Consider the following 14,687-nt stretch of genomic DNA (forward strand, 5'->3'; position numbering starts at 1 on the left):
GCGACCCTCATGGCAGAGCGAGGTCGATGTCGTCAGCGGGCAGACCGTCCCTTTCATGTACGTCGATGGCAAGGCATTGGCCGGAAAGGGGACAATAGTAGCCCGTCATACGCAAGTCCTCGTGCAGTGCAATGCGCTGGGCCCCTGTTTCGCCGGTCAGGTCGACGGTAATCGCGCCCTCGCGCCAGCGGGTGTGATCGGTCGACAGCCGCGCACCGGCGGCGGACACCACGTGATATGCGCCGTCCAGCTCGACAACCCGCAGGTTCGGGCCGATCGACATCCGCGTTCGGCCGGAGACCTCGGCAGAGGAGGGCGCCCGCCCGATCCGGGCGGCCCTCATATCCGACCGGCGCCGGGCCGTGGTTGCCGCGTCCTCGTTTTCGCCCACGCCGAACAGGGTGAGGGTGGCTTCGGGTGAAACGGCGCCGGAGGCGATATCGGCCCTGACTGCTTCGGGTTCTCGGTCGAGCGGGTCACCCCAGCCGCCACCGCCCTGCCAGGTCACGCAGAACAGGTCGCGGTCGGTCATCCGCATCAGTCCGGGTTTCGGACCGAAGCTCTCGGTTTCGCCCGTGGCGCGCGCGCCTGCCTCGACGCCGCCCCAGACCATGGCCTGGGTGACTGTCGCGCCCGGCCAGCTGCCAAAACCGCCGGCGGTGTTGGGTACCTCGGCCCCGTGGGTCATGATCAGCGCCTCGGCTTCGGAGATGCCGCCGAGAGTGAGCCCGATCTCGACGCCGCGCCCGCCGCGCATCGCGCCTGCGCCTCCGGTGTCGTGGCCCATGCGGCGGTAGAGGTAGAAGAGTGGCGCGACGAGTTCATTGCGCTCCACGTCCGCGATGCTGGGCATCGGCGCGTTGATCGGTCCGCCGGCGCAGATCCCGTCCTTGTCGGCGAAGGCCCCCGATCCCCCCGCGAGCGGATCCATCAGGTGAAGCCCGAAGGGTTCACCGTACTGGTTCACGCCACCGAGGTTGAAGGTGGCCATGGTTCCGCTGCTGACCGCCTGTGCGCGGTGTGCATGCCCGGCAGAACAGGCCAGCATCTTGTTGATCGCGGCCACGGCGACATTGGAAACGACCCAGATCGCCTCCACCGTCGCGGCGCCGACCGGGGCAGGGAACTGCGCGGTACAGATCAGCCCGTCGCGGGCCTCGATCGCCGCGGTCCTTAGAACGCCCTCGTTCCAGGGTACGTCGTAGGCGAGCATGGCCAGCATTGCGCCGGCCACCCCGCCTTCGAGCCCCGACCGGGTGCAGTTGACGAAACCGGGGGCCTGTGGGCTCGACCCCGAGAAGTCGAACGTCAGCCTGTCGCCGGTCTTGGTCATCGCGACGCTGATCCGGTAGAGGCGGTTGTCGTGCCCGTCATGTTCGAGGAAATCCGTCGCCCGGAAAGTCCCGTCCGGGAGATCCGCCAGCCGCGCGCGGACGCGCGCTTCGGACCCGTCGATCATGCGCTCCATGACGCCGGTGATCACCTCCGCGCCGTACCGGGCGACAAGCTGGTCGATCCGGTTCTGCGCCACGTTGATCGTCGCGATGAAGGCTCGGATGTCGAGCCCCAGCTGATCGGGCAGACGCGAAGCCGTGAGGATCGTGTCGAGTACGTCCTCGCGCAGAACGCCCGCGTCAATAAGCTTCATGCATGGGACGCGGAACCCCTCCTGCCGCACGTCGCGCGCCTTCGGCGACCAGCTGGCAAAATCCATGCCGCCCACGTCGGTCTCGTGCGCTTCCACGCCGGCCCAGGCTATGATCCGGTCCCCGGCATAGATCGGGCCGCACATCTGCACATCGTTCTGGTGCAGCGCCCCGACATAGGGGTCGTTGCCGAGGAACATGTCACCGGGACCGGGACGGTACTTGTCCGGGGCCGCGTTGATGTGACGGATCAGGTGTCCGACGACCGGGGCCTGGTAGGTGACCTGGAACCCCATGGTCGCGAAGTCGCCATTCGGGCGGAACAGCCCCGTGAAGAAATCCGACGCGTCGGTGACGGTGGGCGAACCCGACACGCTCTGAAGCGCGATCCGCATCTCCTCGGTGATCGCCATAAGCCGCGAGCGGATGATCTCGTATAGGATCGGGGATTGGTCGGTCATGGCCGTGCCTCCAACGTAACATGCAGGTTTCCATACGCATCCGCGCGGGCGATCGCACCCGGGGGCACGACGACGCTCTGGCCCGGGAATTCGATGATCGCGGGGCCATGGACCTCGCTGTCCGGTGCGGGGTAGTCGACATGGTAGATCGTGGTGTCCACCGGCGCATCGGGGTCGTCAAAGACGACCGGACGGCTTCCATGTGCGCGCGGCGTGTCGCCGTGGCCCGTGGCCGTCGCGGCCGCAAGCGCCGCCGTGCCCGACACACGCAGTTCCACGATCTCGAACCCGGCCTGCCGGTACCCGGCACCGCGTCCGAACAACCGCTCGTAAGCTGCTTCGAACCCGTCGATCACCGTGTCGTAGATGGTGGCGTCGAAGCCAGCGCCCCCGAACGGCACGTCGAGCGCGTTGGTCTGTCCGCGGAAGCGTACGGCGGCGAAGCGTTCGAGTGTCACGTCCCCTTCGGCACCGGCGGCGGCAAGGTGATACGTCACGACTCGCTCGATCCTCTCCAACGCGTCACGCGCCGCTCCGAGCGCCGCGTCGGACGGGCGCTCCCCATGCCTTACGCGGACATAGACGGCCGTGCTTTCGGACATGCCGAGATCGCCGGTACCGCACCCGAATGCGGAATGCGCGGTGGCCGCGGCGGGCACGACGAAGCCGCCGAGCCCGAGTTCTCGCGCGATCGACCAGGCATGCGACGGCCCCGCACCCCCGTTGGCCAGGAGGGTGAAGGTCAAAGGATCATGCCCGCGCTCGATCGTCACGCGGCGCAAGAGGTCCGCCATATTGTTGTCGAGGATCTCGCGAATGCCCCAAGCCGCCCGGATGGTGTCGAGCCCGAGGGGCCGGGCGATCCGGGTCTCGATCGCCTCCCGCGCCGCTTCGGTGTCGAGCCGCATTCGACCGCCGAGGAAATCGTCCGGATTGAGGATCCCGAGCACGAGGTCGGCATCGGTCGCGGTCGGTTCCTGCCCGCCGCGCCCGTAGCAGACGGGCCCCGGTGTGGACCCGGCGCTGCGGGGTCCTACCGTCAGGTCTCCGAATTCGACCGACGCGATGGAGCCGCCTCCGGTGCCTATCGAGGCGATGTCGATCGAGGGCAGGCGCAGGTCGGCGCCCGCGACCGAAAACTCGGTGCTTGCCAATGGACGCCCCTCGGCGATCACGCCCACGTCGAAGCTGGTGCCACCAATATCCGTCGTCAGGATGTTGTCGCGACCGAGCCGGTCCGCCATCACCCGCGAGCCGATGACGCCCGCCGCCGGTCCGGAAAACAGAGTGAAAGCCGGGCGGTCGTTCAGCGCTGAGGTCGGCAGCACACCGCCCGCATTGGTCATGACCAGCAGCGGCACGGTCATCCCGTGATCGCGCAGCGACTGTTCGAGCCGCGATAGGTATCGTCCTGCAACCGGGCCGAGGGCAGCATTCGCCGCAGTGGTGGCCATGCGCCCATACTCTCCCACCACAGGGGCGATCTTGTGCGAGACGCACAGGAAGGCGTCCGACAGCACCTCGCGCGCCATGTCCTTAAGGCGGGCCTCGTGGACTGGGTTGGCCTGCGCCCAGAGCGTGCAGATCGCGAGCGCTTCGACACCGGCTTCGGCAAGCTCTTCGAGGGCCGCGCCCGCCTGCGCCTCGTCCAGCGGGATGAGCACGCGACCCGTCGCGTCGACACGCTCGCGGACTTCTCGCACGAGGTGTCTCGGGACGATCGGTGGATACCGGTTGTGGAGGTGGAAATCCGTCACCTCGTATTCGCTGAGACCCGAGGTCTGTCGTCGGATACGCCCGATCTCGAGAGTATCTCCGAAGCCTTCGGTCGCGATCACGCCCGTACGTGCAGAAGTGCCGGTCAGAAGTGCGTTCAGTCCGACGGTCGTGCCGTGACCAAACCGCCGGATGCGGACGCAGAAGTCACCGATCGAAAGGCCGAGCGTCCCGGCGGCCAGCGCCACCGCATCCATCACGCCGGTCATCACGTCCGGTGTCGTCGGCGTCTTGAAGACCCGTGCAGGTCCCGCGCCATCACTGACCCAAAGGTCTGTGAACGTGCCGCCGACATCGGTGCCGACATGAAATACCCTGTTCTGACTGTCGATGCCCACCGAACCACGCGACCTTTCGTAATAGCCCGGGTGCCCGGAGGCACCGTTCCGGCTCAGCATGTCAGGCGGGGCGTTCGGCCATGAATACTCAGTCGCTATCTCGGTTATAGAACCGGCGTATAGCTGGCCTGGGCCTCAAAAGAGTTCAGTGAAGGTCCACGCACCGTTTTCGACCTGCGTCGCGATGAATTCGGTCAGTTCGTCGACCAGCGAGCGGTTCGCCACGGCATAGGCCCGTGACTTGTTGATGCAGAGCTTCCAGACGACATTCAGGCCCTCGATTGGCGCAGCGGTCAGGGCGGCATCGGGACCAAGGCGTCCTTCGAGCGCGCAATAGGGCATCACGGTATATCCGCGGCCGCGACCGGCGAGCTCAAGGCACAGAGACAGAATCTCGGCTTCGAAAACGTTGTTGTAGCTGTAGCCTGCACGCGCGAGCGCGTGGGCCACCTGCGCGCTGATCGAGTTGGGCGGCCCGGGCAGGATGATCGGCAGGTCGTCCAACTTGCTCAATGGCACCGGTGCATCGAGCGAAAGCCCCGCTGCGTGGTCCCCGACGAGCATGAGGTTCTCACGCAGGAGAGGACGGCTGGTGAAATTCTCGGGTACGCGTTCCGTCTCCACGATCACCGCGGTGTCCAGCAGCCCGTTTTCCATCCACACCCGGATCGAATTGTTGATCCCCTCGTAGACCCGCATCCTGAGTTCGGGGCTTCGTGACAGGACCCGGTCCGCGAAAGGGGCAGTAAGCAAGCGCTGCATCGAAAGCGGAATGGCGAGGTTTACCTGCCGCAGCGACTTGTTCCCCACATCATCGCGCAGGAGTTCGAACTGCCGCAACACGGGGCGCGCACGATCGGCGAGCACCTGGCCCGCATCGGTCAGCCGGATGCCCTGGCGCGTGCGGACAAACAGCTGCGTGCCGAGGTCGCGTTCCAGCAGCGCGATCCAGCGCGACAGTGACGGTTGCGACATCCGCAGCGCGGCGGCGGCCTTGTTGATGCTCCCGTGCTCGCAGATTCTCAGGAACATCTCGACTTGTCGGACTTCCACGCGCTCCCCCCGACCTTGCCCGGTCACTCATCAGAATCTGCATAACGATAGGAGAAGGGCGTAACTCTGCCTATGGCCTTTGTGTGGGCCGTCTCAGGCCGGCTCGCGGATCACGCGGTATTCCGGATGTCGGGTTTCGATCGATTCCGGCGTCCCGAGCTGGGGCACGCCCAGCATTTCCCGGGCCTCTGCGGGTGTTGCCGGCTCCATCCCCAGATCGCGAATGATCGTCACAATGCGCTCCACGAGCTGCGCGTTCGATGTTGCCGGTTCGCCCTTGCGGTAGGTGATGGAATCCTCGAACCCGACCCGGACCCCGCCGCCGAGGATCAGCGATTGCACGGTGGCCGGATGCTGCGCCGGACCCACCCCGAGGGTGGAGAACTTGGCGCCGGCGGGCAGAAGTTGCACCATCGAGAACAGGGTCGCCGGATGCCAGCCCATGGCGCTCTGGTTCGCGCGGTTCATGCCCATGACGAAGGAATAGGACAGCGGCGGCTCGATCAGCCCTTCGGCGATCAAGGTCGCAGCAAGGTCGAGCTGGCTATTGTTGAATATCTCCATCTCGGGGCGAATGCCGCGTTCTTTCATGATCAAGGCGGCCTTGCGCAGAAAAGACAGGGACCAGCCGATATGGTGCTCGCCCTGCGGAAGATTGATCACTGCGTAGCCAAGGTCGATCGAGGACATCTCGGGAAAGGCGTCTAGAGTTCGCATCCCGGTGCCGGCATCCTCCGCATTCGCCCCCATCGCAGGCGCGATAGAGTTCTGGATGATGACAGGGCAGGCGGCGCGCACTTGAGCGTTGATCTGCGTGACGATCGCGGGGTCGGTGCTTTGCACCCCGTTCGCATCACGCGCGTGCATATGTGCGAGGCAGGCGCCGGCGTCGTACGCTTCGCGCACCGACTGGGCGATTTCGGCCGGCTGCTCGGGCAATGCGGGGTTCGCGTCCTTGCCGTGGAAATTCGACGTCGGCGCAACGGTTACGATCACCTTGTCTGACATCGCATGTCTCCTGTCTTCGCGTAGGATGGGTGTTGTGTCGATGACGACCTTAGCTACAGTGCCCCGATGCACCGTTATGTGGATCGCGGATGGAAGTTATAGCAATTCCGAATGCAGGGTCTGTCAGAGAAACTTGGCTTGGGCATGCTCGAACGCTAGCCAGCATCATACCTTGCCTCAAGACAAGTTCCCCTGACAGGCCCCTTGGCCGAACTTCGCGAGGACACCGGGCTGACCGTGCTGCTGTCGGTCTGGGCGCTGCGGGCCCGACGGTCGTCCAGTGGGAACGCGCCGCCTCGCCGGTCGTGACCTCCATGAGGTTTGGCACCACGCTGCCGCTTCTGAACTCGTCCACGGGTCGCGTGTTTCTCATCTATGGACCGCGACCTCCTCTTGAAAAACTGCTGGCGACCGAACTCGCCCGTGCCCGTAAGGCGCCGGAACTCTATGCCGATTTCACCCCCAGCCGCGCGAGGGTCGAGGCGCTTTGCGGCAGCATTCGCGCCGGGGGCTATTCCCCGGTGTCAGGCGACTATATCCCCTGTCTCGTCGCGCTCGCCGCACCGATTCGCGATTGGCAGGCCGAGGTACAAGCGGTGATCAAGCTGATCGGCACCAACAAGGACATCGTGCGCCCCTGCCCCTCCGAAATTCCTCCGGGCTTTTCCGAGAAATGCGTCTCCAACTTGCCCACAGCCCCGTCCATTTCGTCGGGCCCGGGCAGGGGCGGCTTCTGCTCGATGACGATAGGCCAAAGCTTGGCATACTTGCGGTTGAAGCCGACCCAATCCTTGGCCTCCGGATCGCTGTCGGGTCGGATCGCATCCACGGGGCATTCCGGCTCGCAGACTCCACAGTCGATGCACTCGTCCGGGTGGTTCACCAGCATACTCTCACCTTCGTAAAAGGAATCGACCGGGCATACGGTAACGCAATCGGTGTGTTTGAAGGCGATGCAGTTGTCGTTGACGATATAGGTCATGCGCAGCTCCGAAGGGTGCCCCCGCCGCGCGTGGGCGACAGGGGCGCCCGTTCAGCGCAGGTTGCTTTCTGCGAATTCGTAATTCGCTAGGTTGTCGAGGAAATTGGTCACGTAATCGGGCCGCCGGTTGCGGAAATCGACGTAATAGCTGTGCTCCCAAACATCGAGACCGAGGAGCGCGGTGCCTTCGCCGGTGGCCAGCGGATTGACCCCATTGGGCGTCTTGGTCACGCCAAGGCTGCCGTCATCCTTCTGGATGAGCCAGGCCCAGCCCGAACCGAATTGCGTGGTCGCGGCGGTCTTGAACATGTCCTTGAAGGCATCGACCGATCCAAAGCCCTCGACCAGCAGCCCCTCCAGCTTGCCGGGCAGGCCACCCCCCGTGGGCGACAGCGCATTCCAGAAATGGAGGTGGTTCCAATGCTGACCGGCTTGGTTGAACACCCCGGCGCGGGCGTCGTCACCATAGGTCAACGTCACCAGCTCTTCGAGCGATTTGCCCTGAAGCGCAGCGTCCTTTTCGACGAAACCGTTCAAGGCCGTGACATAGGCCTGATGGTGTTTGTCGTGGTGAAGTTCCAGCGTTTCCTGACTCATCCCGCGTTCGGCCAAAGCGGCGTGAGAATAGGGTAGGCTCGGCAGTTCGAAAGCCATGTCGGTCTCCTTTTCCAAGGCTCGTCTTGCGTCGATCGCAGCGGACTGATATTTAATCAAGTAAAGGCTTTGAAAATTATCGGCGACAATATGTCAAGTGTTAGCTTGGAAAAAACGGCTTGGGCGCCCCGCTCGCCCTCGGATCGCGTGTTGATGGCCCTGAAAATGCACGGCGCGCTGACCTCGGCGCAGGTCGGGCAGCGGCTCGACATCACTGGCGAGGCCGCGCGCCAACAGCTCGTCAAACTGGGCGAGGCGGGGTTAGTGCGCGACGAAAGCCGCTCTACCGGGCGGGGGCGGCCCGCCATCTACTGGCACGTCACCGATCTGGGCCAGACGCGGTTTCCCGACACGCACGCCGACCTAACCGTCGAATTGCTCCAGTCCATCGAGGGCGTTCTCGGCACCGAAGCGCTCGATCGTATCATCGCTGCGCGCGAAACGACGACGCAGGCCCGGTATCGGGTCGAAATGGCCGACTGTACCACGCTAGACGACAGGGTTGCGAAATTGGCCGAGTTACGCGCCGAAGAGGGGTACATGGCCGAGGTTGGCGCGGACGAGGACGGCGCGCTTCTTCTGGTCGAGAACCACTGTCCGATCTGCGCCGCCGCGACCACCTGTCAGCGGTTCTGCCGCGCCGAAAAGGCGGTGTTCTCCGAGCTTCTCGGCCCCGAGGCCAATATCGTACGGGTCGAACACATCGTCGGTGGCGGGCGGCGCTGTACCTACCGGATCACCGAAGGCGAGGAATGAGCGACGCGGGCGATCTGACCCCCTACAACACGCTGGGTCTGTCCTCGCGGGCGGACGCGGTGAAGCCGCTTGCCTACCTGCCCGACCTCGTGTTCGCGCTCGACCATGCCGCCGAAACAGGGCAGCCGTTTCACGTGATCGGCGGGGGGGAGCAACGTGGTCCTTGCGCCGCATGTACCGGGCATCGTCGGGTTGAACCGGATGATGGGCATGCGGATCGACCGCGGCGATAGCGACGCGGTCCGCATCATCGCCGCGGCGGGCGAAGACTGGCCCGGCCTTGTCGATTGGAATTTGGCCGAGGGCATAGGCGGATCGGAAAACCTCGCGGGCATACCCGGCACTCTCGGCGTAGCCCCGATCCCGAAAATCGGGGCCTATGGGCGCGAGCTGTCCGATCTCATTGAACACCTAACCGCGCTCGACACCCGGACCCGCCGCCCCGGTCGAATTTTCCCGCGACGAGTGCCAGTTTACTTGCCGCCACAGCCGGTTCAAGTACGAGCCGGGGCGTTTTGTCGTCATCCAAGTCACGCTGCGACTGCCGGTGGCATGGACGCCCGTCACGACCTACGCGGGCCTCGAAGATCTCGCCCGCGCGCAGGATCCGGCCGAGGGGCGCTACAGGGTTCTGGCGCTGCGGGCCGCTAAGTTGCCGGATTGGCGCGAACAGGGCAATGCAGGCTCGTTTTTCATGAACGCCATCGTGCCCGTCGCCCCGGAGTTCGCCGATCTTCCGGGCCATTCCGTGCCGGGTGGGCGCAAGCTCTCGGCCGCGTGACTGATCGAGGCCGTGGGCCTCAAGGGACACCGGATCGGAGGCGCCGGGTTCTCGGACAAAAACGCGCTGGTGCTGGTGAACCACGGCGCGGCCCGCCATAAGGACTTCGCGGCCCTCCCCAGCCTTGCGAAAGAGCGCGTCGGCGCGCGTTTCGGGCTGGGCATCGCCCAAGAACCAGTCGCGATGGGCGATGCCCTTTAGGTACCTCCGATCGGCTACGCGCACAAAGCGACGCCGGCAGCCTAGTTAAAGAACCGATTGCAATCGGGCTGAAAAAACCGAGAGCGAAACTTACTTTGCTGACCGGTTGGTCCATGAAAAAGAGTTTGGCTTTCAAAAGCACCCGATCCTTGGCCATCTCGACCGAGGTGGGCCCGGACATCGCCTTGGTCAAGGCGCTCTTTGATGACTTCTTGCTTCAGCTTTTCGACGTTTCTTGGGAACTTGGGCCTGCTCGCGATACCTATTATTCATCACTAACACGCTGATAAACGAGTGTGGATCACGGCGCGCCTTATCGCCATCAGCCGGATGGCGGTCGTGCCGGTACGTGCGGATCGGACCTATGGTAACATACTCGCGAATGCATTTATATCCGCCGTCATCGGCTGCGGCTATCGTGCCGACCGCAGTGATGAGCGGCGTGATGGTATCGGAGATCTACAAGGCCGGATATCCCACGCGGATGCTGCTGGGACAACTTGTGCAGATGGTCTGTTCGGCCCGGTCATTTCGCAGTCTAATCCGTGCAACATCCATGCCGTCCACGCACAGACCCCGGTGGCCAACATGCCGGTCGCGGGGATCATTCGCAGGACCGGCGAAATCGAGCTGGCTGAGCTTCTCTGGGTCTCGCGTCAACGGCCCGCGAAGGATCGCAGCAACTTGAAAGCTAGGGGCTGGTCGTGCGGCCGATATCGCGACGGATTGAGGTCCGCCTGTCCAGTATCGACCGGCTTTCGACCCGCGCCAGCCGCGCCATGAGCCTAGTGCAAGTGCCTTTCCTGGAATTGTGGTAGGTCGCGCTGATCATGGCGCCGGTAGCCGCCGCGCTTGCTGCGGACTTGTTCACGCTGGAGGAAACCCGCAAAATTCGCGTGCTAGTGCGGGAGCCGGTGGCGCACTTCCTATCCAGGGTTTCCGCCGGATTGTGCCGAGGTGCTGCAATCCTTCGGTCGCCGGATTAAGGCGCATTCAAGGATCATTTTATGCGATCAAGCAGGAGCGCACGAAGCTCGCTCGGAAATGGCCCGCCGTCTTATCGAAAACATCTAACGTAGCAATTAGATTTCCTGTAACGAGGATAAGACGCCGAGCACGCGAGACCATCCGAAACATGAGTTGCCAGCGGGAGGTCGTGTACCCCTTCCACCCGCCCGCCCATAAAAGCGTCATGACAGCCGCCCGACGGCGTACGGGTCGCTTCGATCGGCGCAGCTACCTACGAGGCATACACCACTCAGGTCCCGCTTTCGCTCGCCAACGGCGCCGGACAGGATAGACGGAGTGGTTTTTCAATATATCTATTCTTCAATCGCCAAGGTTAAACACCGCACACTTCGATCAGCCATGCACGGTTGCTTTGCTTTGCCTCTTCCAACGCATCGCCAAGCTCGGAGGAGGTGGCGACACGGCGGGCCTCAAGCCCGAAGCTGCGAGCAAAACCGACATAATCAATCTCTGCCTCGCCCCACGTCCATGCCATTGCATCACGGCCAGGGCCATCGGTTTCCCGGTCGTAAGCGGCGTCAATGGCGTCCGGCACACAAACCCATCCAGAATTGTTATTCACCACGAAAATAGCGGGAAGGTCTTGCTGCGCGGCGCTCCAAATGCAGGTGGCGCTGAACATGAAGTTCCCGTCGCCCAATACGGCAAGGACGCGCCTGTCCGGTTCGCCAAGCTGTATGCCAAGTGCGGCGGGCGCGCCCCAACCTTGGGCGCTTGCTTTTCCGGAGACGGCATGAAAGTTGGTCGGATCGTCAAATTCGTACATAGACTCAAGGTGCCAGCCGAGCGTGCTGCCCGCTTGAACCACGATCCAGTCCTTCTCGGCTTTATCGCAAAGTTCGCGCAGAACGCGCTTTTGTGGGATCGGCGATAAATCGCGCGACATGGCGTCAGCCTCGGCAATGGCAGCGGCGCGTGCCTCACGCTTTGCGTGACAAACTGCGGCGCGGGCCTTCATCGTCTTTTGGGTGGCTGGCACCTTTTGGATTTCTTGCGCCAGCAGAGGCAGGCTTTTCGCCAGATGTCCCTGAAGGGCGACGTCAGGCCTGAGTTGCTTACCGTGGAGCAGAGGGTCGGACGAGACGGTGACGAGCTTGACCGAGGCCGGCAGAATGGGAGCTTCGCCCGGAATACCTTTCTCAGTGAACTCATAACCAACCGCAATCGCCAGATCGGCCTCCGCAAGCACGTCGGCATTCGAAGCTGGTGTCCCGATGTATTGCGCATGGCTAGTAGGAAACCCAAGATATGAGGGATCCTGCTCACATATGACAGGCGCGCCGGTAGCTTCGGCAAGCGCTACCATCTCTTTCCACACCTTGAGATTTCCAACTTCGCTTCCGCAGAGGAGGACGGGGTACTCTGCGTTCGCCAGAAGTCTTGCGACTTCGGCGGTTCCTGCATTGTCCGGCGCGGTTTCCACAAACCGTTGGGTATCCTTGAGAGACTTGCGGGCTAGGTGGGTGGCAACCTCCACGTCATACAGATCCGAGGGGATAGAAATGTGCACAGGCCCCATGGGCACGGTCGATGCAATTTCCCATGCGCGTGCGAGAATCTCAGGGATACGCTCCGCAGCGGAGATGTCGTGGCTCCATTTCGTGAACTGGGAACTCATTTCAATTGGTGAGCGAGGGATGCCTGCATATTGATCCCGACCAATGGTCGAACGGGCGCTTGAGGTCGAGACGAACACCATAGGGACATTGTCGGCCCAAGCTGTTGTCATCGACATCATCGACAGGGCGGTGCCAGAGGCGTGATAGACGAAACAGAAGGTCGGTTTGCCCGTCTGGCGCGCATATCCTTGCGCCATCATGGTCAAGTTCGTTTCGTTAAGGTGGCCCACGTATCCGATTTCATCGCGCCGGTCATAGAAGGCACGGCCCAATCCGAGCATACCCAAGCCAATGATACTGAATACTTTCTCGGCCCCGACCTCCAACAACGCTTCCACTACGAGATCGGCGCCGTTGATTGTTCTGCGGTCTCGCGGCGGCGCAACCGCGACGCTGTCTTGCTTGCCCATGCCAGTCACTCCCTGGACTCGTCGGGCCTGCTGGATCGGTGATCACGGCATGGCCAGAGTTGGCTCTCCAAAGCTTGGGTGGAAGCTACTGTCAGCTGTAGTTGTATCTCAAATTGATTTTGGATGGACCGTAAATCAACAGGGTGAATAAAGGATTCGGTGGCGCATCTAGGAATTAGATTGTTGCATGGTGTTCCAGTCCGACATCGGCAAAGCCCGCACCTGTTCGCGCAACCATGCATGGCCCTTGTCGAGCTGGTGGCGTCTATGCCAGACAAGCAGAATATCCAACCGCTCGGTTTCATAGGGAAGTTCTAGCCGAACAAGACGTGCCCGGCCTTTCATTGGCGCGACGCCTGGTGTCGGCACGGTGGCGACCAGGCTTGTACCGGGTAGGATTTCAGACAACACCGAGGTATGCGGCAGCGTGACCGCTATGCGTCGGTTCTGTCCTTCGATACCCAATGCAATGTCGACCGGATGATGTTTGGCGCCAGTCGCTCTGGGCAAGACATGCAAGTGACGCTGTTGCATATAGACATCGTAGGGCATCGTTTCGCCATCGGAAAGGCCCAGAGCTTTCGCATGATTTTCGCACATCACGATGGCATAGCCACAGGCCGCAATCTTCTCTTGCATGAACTTCTCGGGAAGAGTCAGTCGCCCTATAGCGAGGTCGGCATAACCGAATTCAAGCAGCGTTTCGTATTCGTCCAGCGGCGCCTCCAGCACGCGGATGTCTATGAAGGGGGCTTCCCGTTCGAGTCGCCGCACTAGTTCGGCGATATAGGTCTCTTCGCCTACATCCGTTGCGAGTATCGTGAAGCGGCGAGGCGTCTCCGTCGGATCGAACCACAAGCCTTGCAGTATAGATTCGGTGATCTCTCTTAGCCCCCGCTGGACCGAAGCTGCGATGGATTGCGCAAAGAGCGTGGGTTCCATCCCATTGCGCGTGCGGACGAAAAGCTGGTCGTCTAAGGCGTGGCGCAGGCGATTCAGGGCGTTCGATGTCGCAGGCTGGGTCATGTTCAGTCGCTCCGACGCGATCGATACGCTCCGCTCGCGGTAGATAGCGTCGAACACCTTCAGTAGGTTCAGGTCGAGGCTGTTTAGGTTCCTCATGGCATACCAATATTCACGATGGACATAGTATGCCCATGCTATATCAATTTGATTAAGGCAAGCAATTCCGCATTATTGCAGGGGGAGGAGCAAGTAAGATGCCTAAGCTTTGAAGCGGACCGGCAAGCAGCATGGGCTTTCTGACCAATTCGCAGGCCGCGTTTGAAGCTTGGAGGACCAGGAACTTGTGAATCCCGGAAATCGCATTGGCTGGTGGGCACATCTGACAATGCCTCCGGAAACGTGGCACGAGATGCCGCTTCTTCTAGGGGGTAGGCCCTCAGTGTGAAGTGATTTTCACCCATGCCGGCTGAAGGCCACCCACTGGTCTCCGCCTACACATTGGGCAAGACGAAATCCAAGCCGCCTTCACTGGCGGTCATTAAGGGAGGAAATCCGATGAAGTTCTTGAAAGCTGGCGTCGCCACCACGTGTCTTATCAGCTCGCAGGCTGTTGCCGCAGACCTACCGTATTCGCTGCCGTTTAACGACGAAAGCCAGTTCACCAAGATTGGCAAGGAATGGGCGGCAGAGGTTGCTGAAGCCACCGATGGCGCGCTGACACTTGAGCCGGTTACGAACGCCGCGCTCGTGTCGATCCCGGAAACGCTGGATGCTCTTGAAAGCGGTGTCGTACCGGCTGCGATGGGCGTTGCATCGTCGATGGCTGGCATGATACCGGCCTTTGGGTACCTTGAGCTCAACCTCTCTGTGCCGATCGACAACCCCCCGACTGAAGAAGCGATTGGCGCAGTGTTTCCTGTGAACCGGCATGCAAGATTGACCCCTGTATTGGGGTAATCGGCGTCCAAAAGTGACCCCCCTGATATTTCTGTTCAGAAGCTTCCTCA

The 14,687-nt window shown here is 62.4% G+C and carries 13 protein-coding genes and 1 pseudogene; 6 read left to right on the forward strand and 8 right to left on the reverse strand.

What is annotated here, in order from left to right; translation table 11 throughout:
• Positions 1-7 precede the first annotated feature (7 nt).
• From GQE99_RS11785 to GQE99_RS11815, 6 genes and pseudogenes are all read right to left on the reverse strand, one after another.
• On the reverse strand, positions 8-2,107 hold the full coding sequence (locus GQE99_RS11785; RefSeq protein ID WP_161351834.1) for a hydantoinase B/oxoprolinase family protein: 2,100 nt from the start codon (positions 2,105-2,107) through the stop codon (positions 8-10).
• On the reverse strand, positions 2,104-4,281 hold the full coding sequence (locus tag GQE99_RS11790) for a hydantoinase/oxoprolinase family protein (RefSeq protein WP_161351835.1): 2,178 nt from the start codon (positions 4,279-4,281) through the stop codon (positions 2,104-2,106). The genes GQE99_RS11785 and GQE99_RS11790 overlap by 4 nt, the downstream gene beginning before the upstream one ends.
• Before the next feature lie 75 nt (positions 4,282-4,356).
• Entirely contained in the window at positions 4,357-5,274 is a 918-nt protein-coding gene (locus GQE99_RS11795) for a LysR family transcriptional regulator (RefSeq protein ID WP_161351836.1), read from the reverse strand.
• Positions 5,275-5,367: 93 nt separating this feature from the next.
• Positions 5,368-6,282, reverse strand: a complete 915-nt coding sequence (locus tag GQE99_RS11800; protein ID WP_161351837.1) for a BKACE family enzyme — start codon at positions 6,280-6,282, stop codon at positions 5,368-5,370.
• Positions 6,283-6,937: 655 nt separating this feature from the next.
• Positions 6,938-7,264: pseudogene (gene fdxA, locus GQE99_RS11810) on the reverse strand (ferredoxin FdxA); the annotation flags it as partial.
• 51 nt (positions 7,265-7,315) lie between these two features.
• On the reverse strand, positions 7,316-7,918 hold the full coding sequence (locus GQE99_RS11815; protein ID WP_161351839.1) for a superoxide dismutase: 603 nt from the start codon (positions 7,916-7,918) through the stop codon (positions 7,316-7,318).
• A 153-nt stretch (positions 7,919-8,071) separates the two neighbouring features.
• Between GQE99_RS11815 and GQE99_RS11820 the strand changes: the two genes are divergently transcribed.
• The 5 genes from GQE99_RS11820 (at position 8,072) to GQE99_RS11835 (ending at position 9,943) form a co-directional block, all read left to right on the forward strand.
• Positions 8,072-8,674: a helix-turn-helix transcriptional regulator gene (locus GQE99_RS11820; RefSeq protein WP_202530759.1), complete on the forward strand. Its 603-nt coding sequence runs from the start codon at positions 8,072-8,074 to the stop codon at positions 8,672-8,674.
• On the forward strand, positions 8,671-8,907 hold the full coding sequence (locus GQE99_RS21300; RefSeq protein WP_202530761.1) for a hypothetical protein: 237 nt from the start codon (positions 8,671-8,673) through the stop codon (positions 8,905-8,907). Before GQE99_RS11820 ends, GQE99_RS21300 begins: the two co-directional genes overlap by 4 nt.
• Before the next feature lie 314 nt (positions 8,908-9,221).
• Entirely contained in the window at positions 9,222-9,455 is a 234-nt protein-coding gene (locus GQE99_RS21305) for a UDP-N-acetylmuramate dehydrogenase (RefSeq protein ID WP_202530763.1), read from the forward strand.
• Between the two features lie 12 nt (positions 9,456-9,467).
• The gene (locus tag GQE99_RS11830) at positions 9,468-9,656 is read left to right on the forward strand and encodes a hypothetical protein (RefSeq protein ID WP_161351841.1); all 189 of its coding nucleotides are present in this window, start codon (positions 9,468-9,470) and stop codon (positions 9,654-9,656) included.
• 113 nt (positions 9,657-9,769) lie between these two features.
• Positions 9,770-9,943 carry a hypothetical protein gene (locus GQE99_RS11835; protein WP_161351842.1) on the forward strand — a complete coding sequence of 58 codons (174 nt, stop codon included), beginning with the start codon at positions 9,770-9,772 and terminating at the stop codon, positions 9,941-9,943.
• 1,055 nt (positions 9,944-10,998) lie between these two features.
• Here GQE99_RS11835 and GQE99_RS11840 read toward each other — a convergent pair.
• On the reverse strand, positions 10,999-12,714 hold the full coding sequence (locus GQE99_RS11840) for a thiamine pyrophosphate-binding protein (protein WP_161351843.1): 1,716 nt from the start codon (positions 12,712-12,714) through the stop codon (positions 10,999-11,001).
• 168 nt (positions 12,715-12,882) lie between these two features.
• Entirely contained in the window at positions 12,883-13,836 is a 954-nt protein-coding gene (locus tag GQE99_RS11845; protein ID WP_161351844.1) for a LysR family transcriptional regulator, read from the reverse strand.
• Positions 13,837-14,139: 303 nt separating this feature from the next.
• Between GQE99_RS11845 and GQE99_RS11850 the strand changes: the two genes are divergently transcribed.
• Positions 14,140-14,637 carry a type 2 periplasmic-binding domain-containing protein gene (locus GQE99_RS11850; protein WP_161351845.1) on the forward strand — a complete coding sequence of 166 codons (498 nt, stop codon included), beginning with the start codon at positions 14,140-14,142 and terminating at the stop codon, positions 14,635-14,637.
• Positions 14,638-14,687: the final 50 nt, after the last annotated feature.

This window comes from Maritimibacter harenae, from assembly GCF_009882975.1.
Taxonomy (GTDB): Bacteria; Pseudomonadota; Alphaproteobacteria; order Rhodobacterales; family Rhodobacteraceae; genus Maritimibacter; species Maritimibacter harenae.

What these genes read in the sequence shown, in the direction of transcription:
- GQE99_RS11840 (WP_161351843.1), bottom strand. Translation starts at nt 12,714, where the DNA reads ATGGGCAAGCAAGACAGCGTCGCGGTTGCGCCGCCGCGAGACCGCAGA.
- GQE99_RS11785 (WP_161351834.1), bottom strand. Translation starts at nt 2,107, where the DNA reads ATGACCGACCAATCCCCGATCCTATACGAGATCATCCGCTCGCGGCTT.
- GQE99_RS21300 (WP_202530761.1), top strand. Translation starts at nt 8,671, where the DNA reads ATGAGCGACGCGGGCGATCTGACCCCCTACAACACGCTGGGTCTGTCC.
- GQE99_RS11790 (WP_161351835.1), bottom strand. Translation starts at nt 4,281, where the DNA reads ATGCTGAGCCGGAACGGTGCCTCCGGGCACCCGGGCTATTACGAAAGG.
- GQE99_RS11820 (WP_202530759.1), top strand. Translation starts at nt 8,072, where the DNA reads ATGGCCCTGAAAATGCACGGCGCGCTGACCTCGGCGCAGGTCGGGCAG.
- GQE99_RS11815 (WP_161351839.1), bottom strand. Translation starts at nt 7,918, where the DNA reads ATGGCTTTCGAACTGCCGAGCCTACCCTATTCTCACGCCGCTTTGGCC.
- GQE99_RS11845 (WP_161351844.1), bottom strand. Translation starts at nt 13,836, where the DNA reads ATGAGGAACCTAAACAGCCTCGACCTGAACCTACTGAAGGTGTTCGAC.
- GQE99_RS11800 (WP_161351837.1), bottom strand. Translation starts at nt 6,282, where the DNA reads ATGTCAGACAAGGTGATCGTAACCGTTGCGCCGACGTCGAATTTCCAC.
- GQE99_RS11835 (WP_161351842.1), top strand. Translation starts at nt 9,770, where the DNA reads ATGAAAAAGAGTTTGGCTTTCAAAAGCACCCGATCCTTGGCCATCTCG.
- GQE99_RS11850 (WP_161351845.1), top strand. Translation starts at nt 14,140, where the DNA reads ATGCCGGCTGAAGGCCACCCACTGGTCTCCGCCTACACATTGGGCAAG.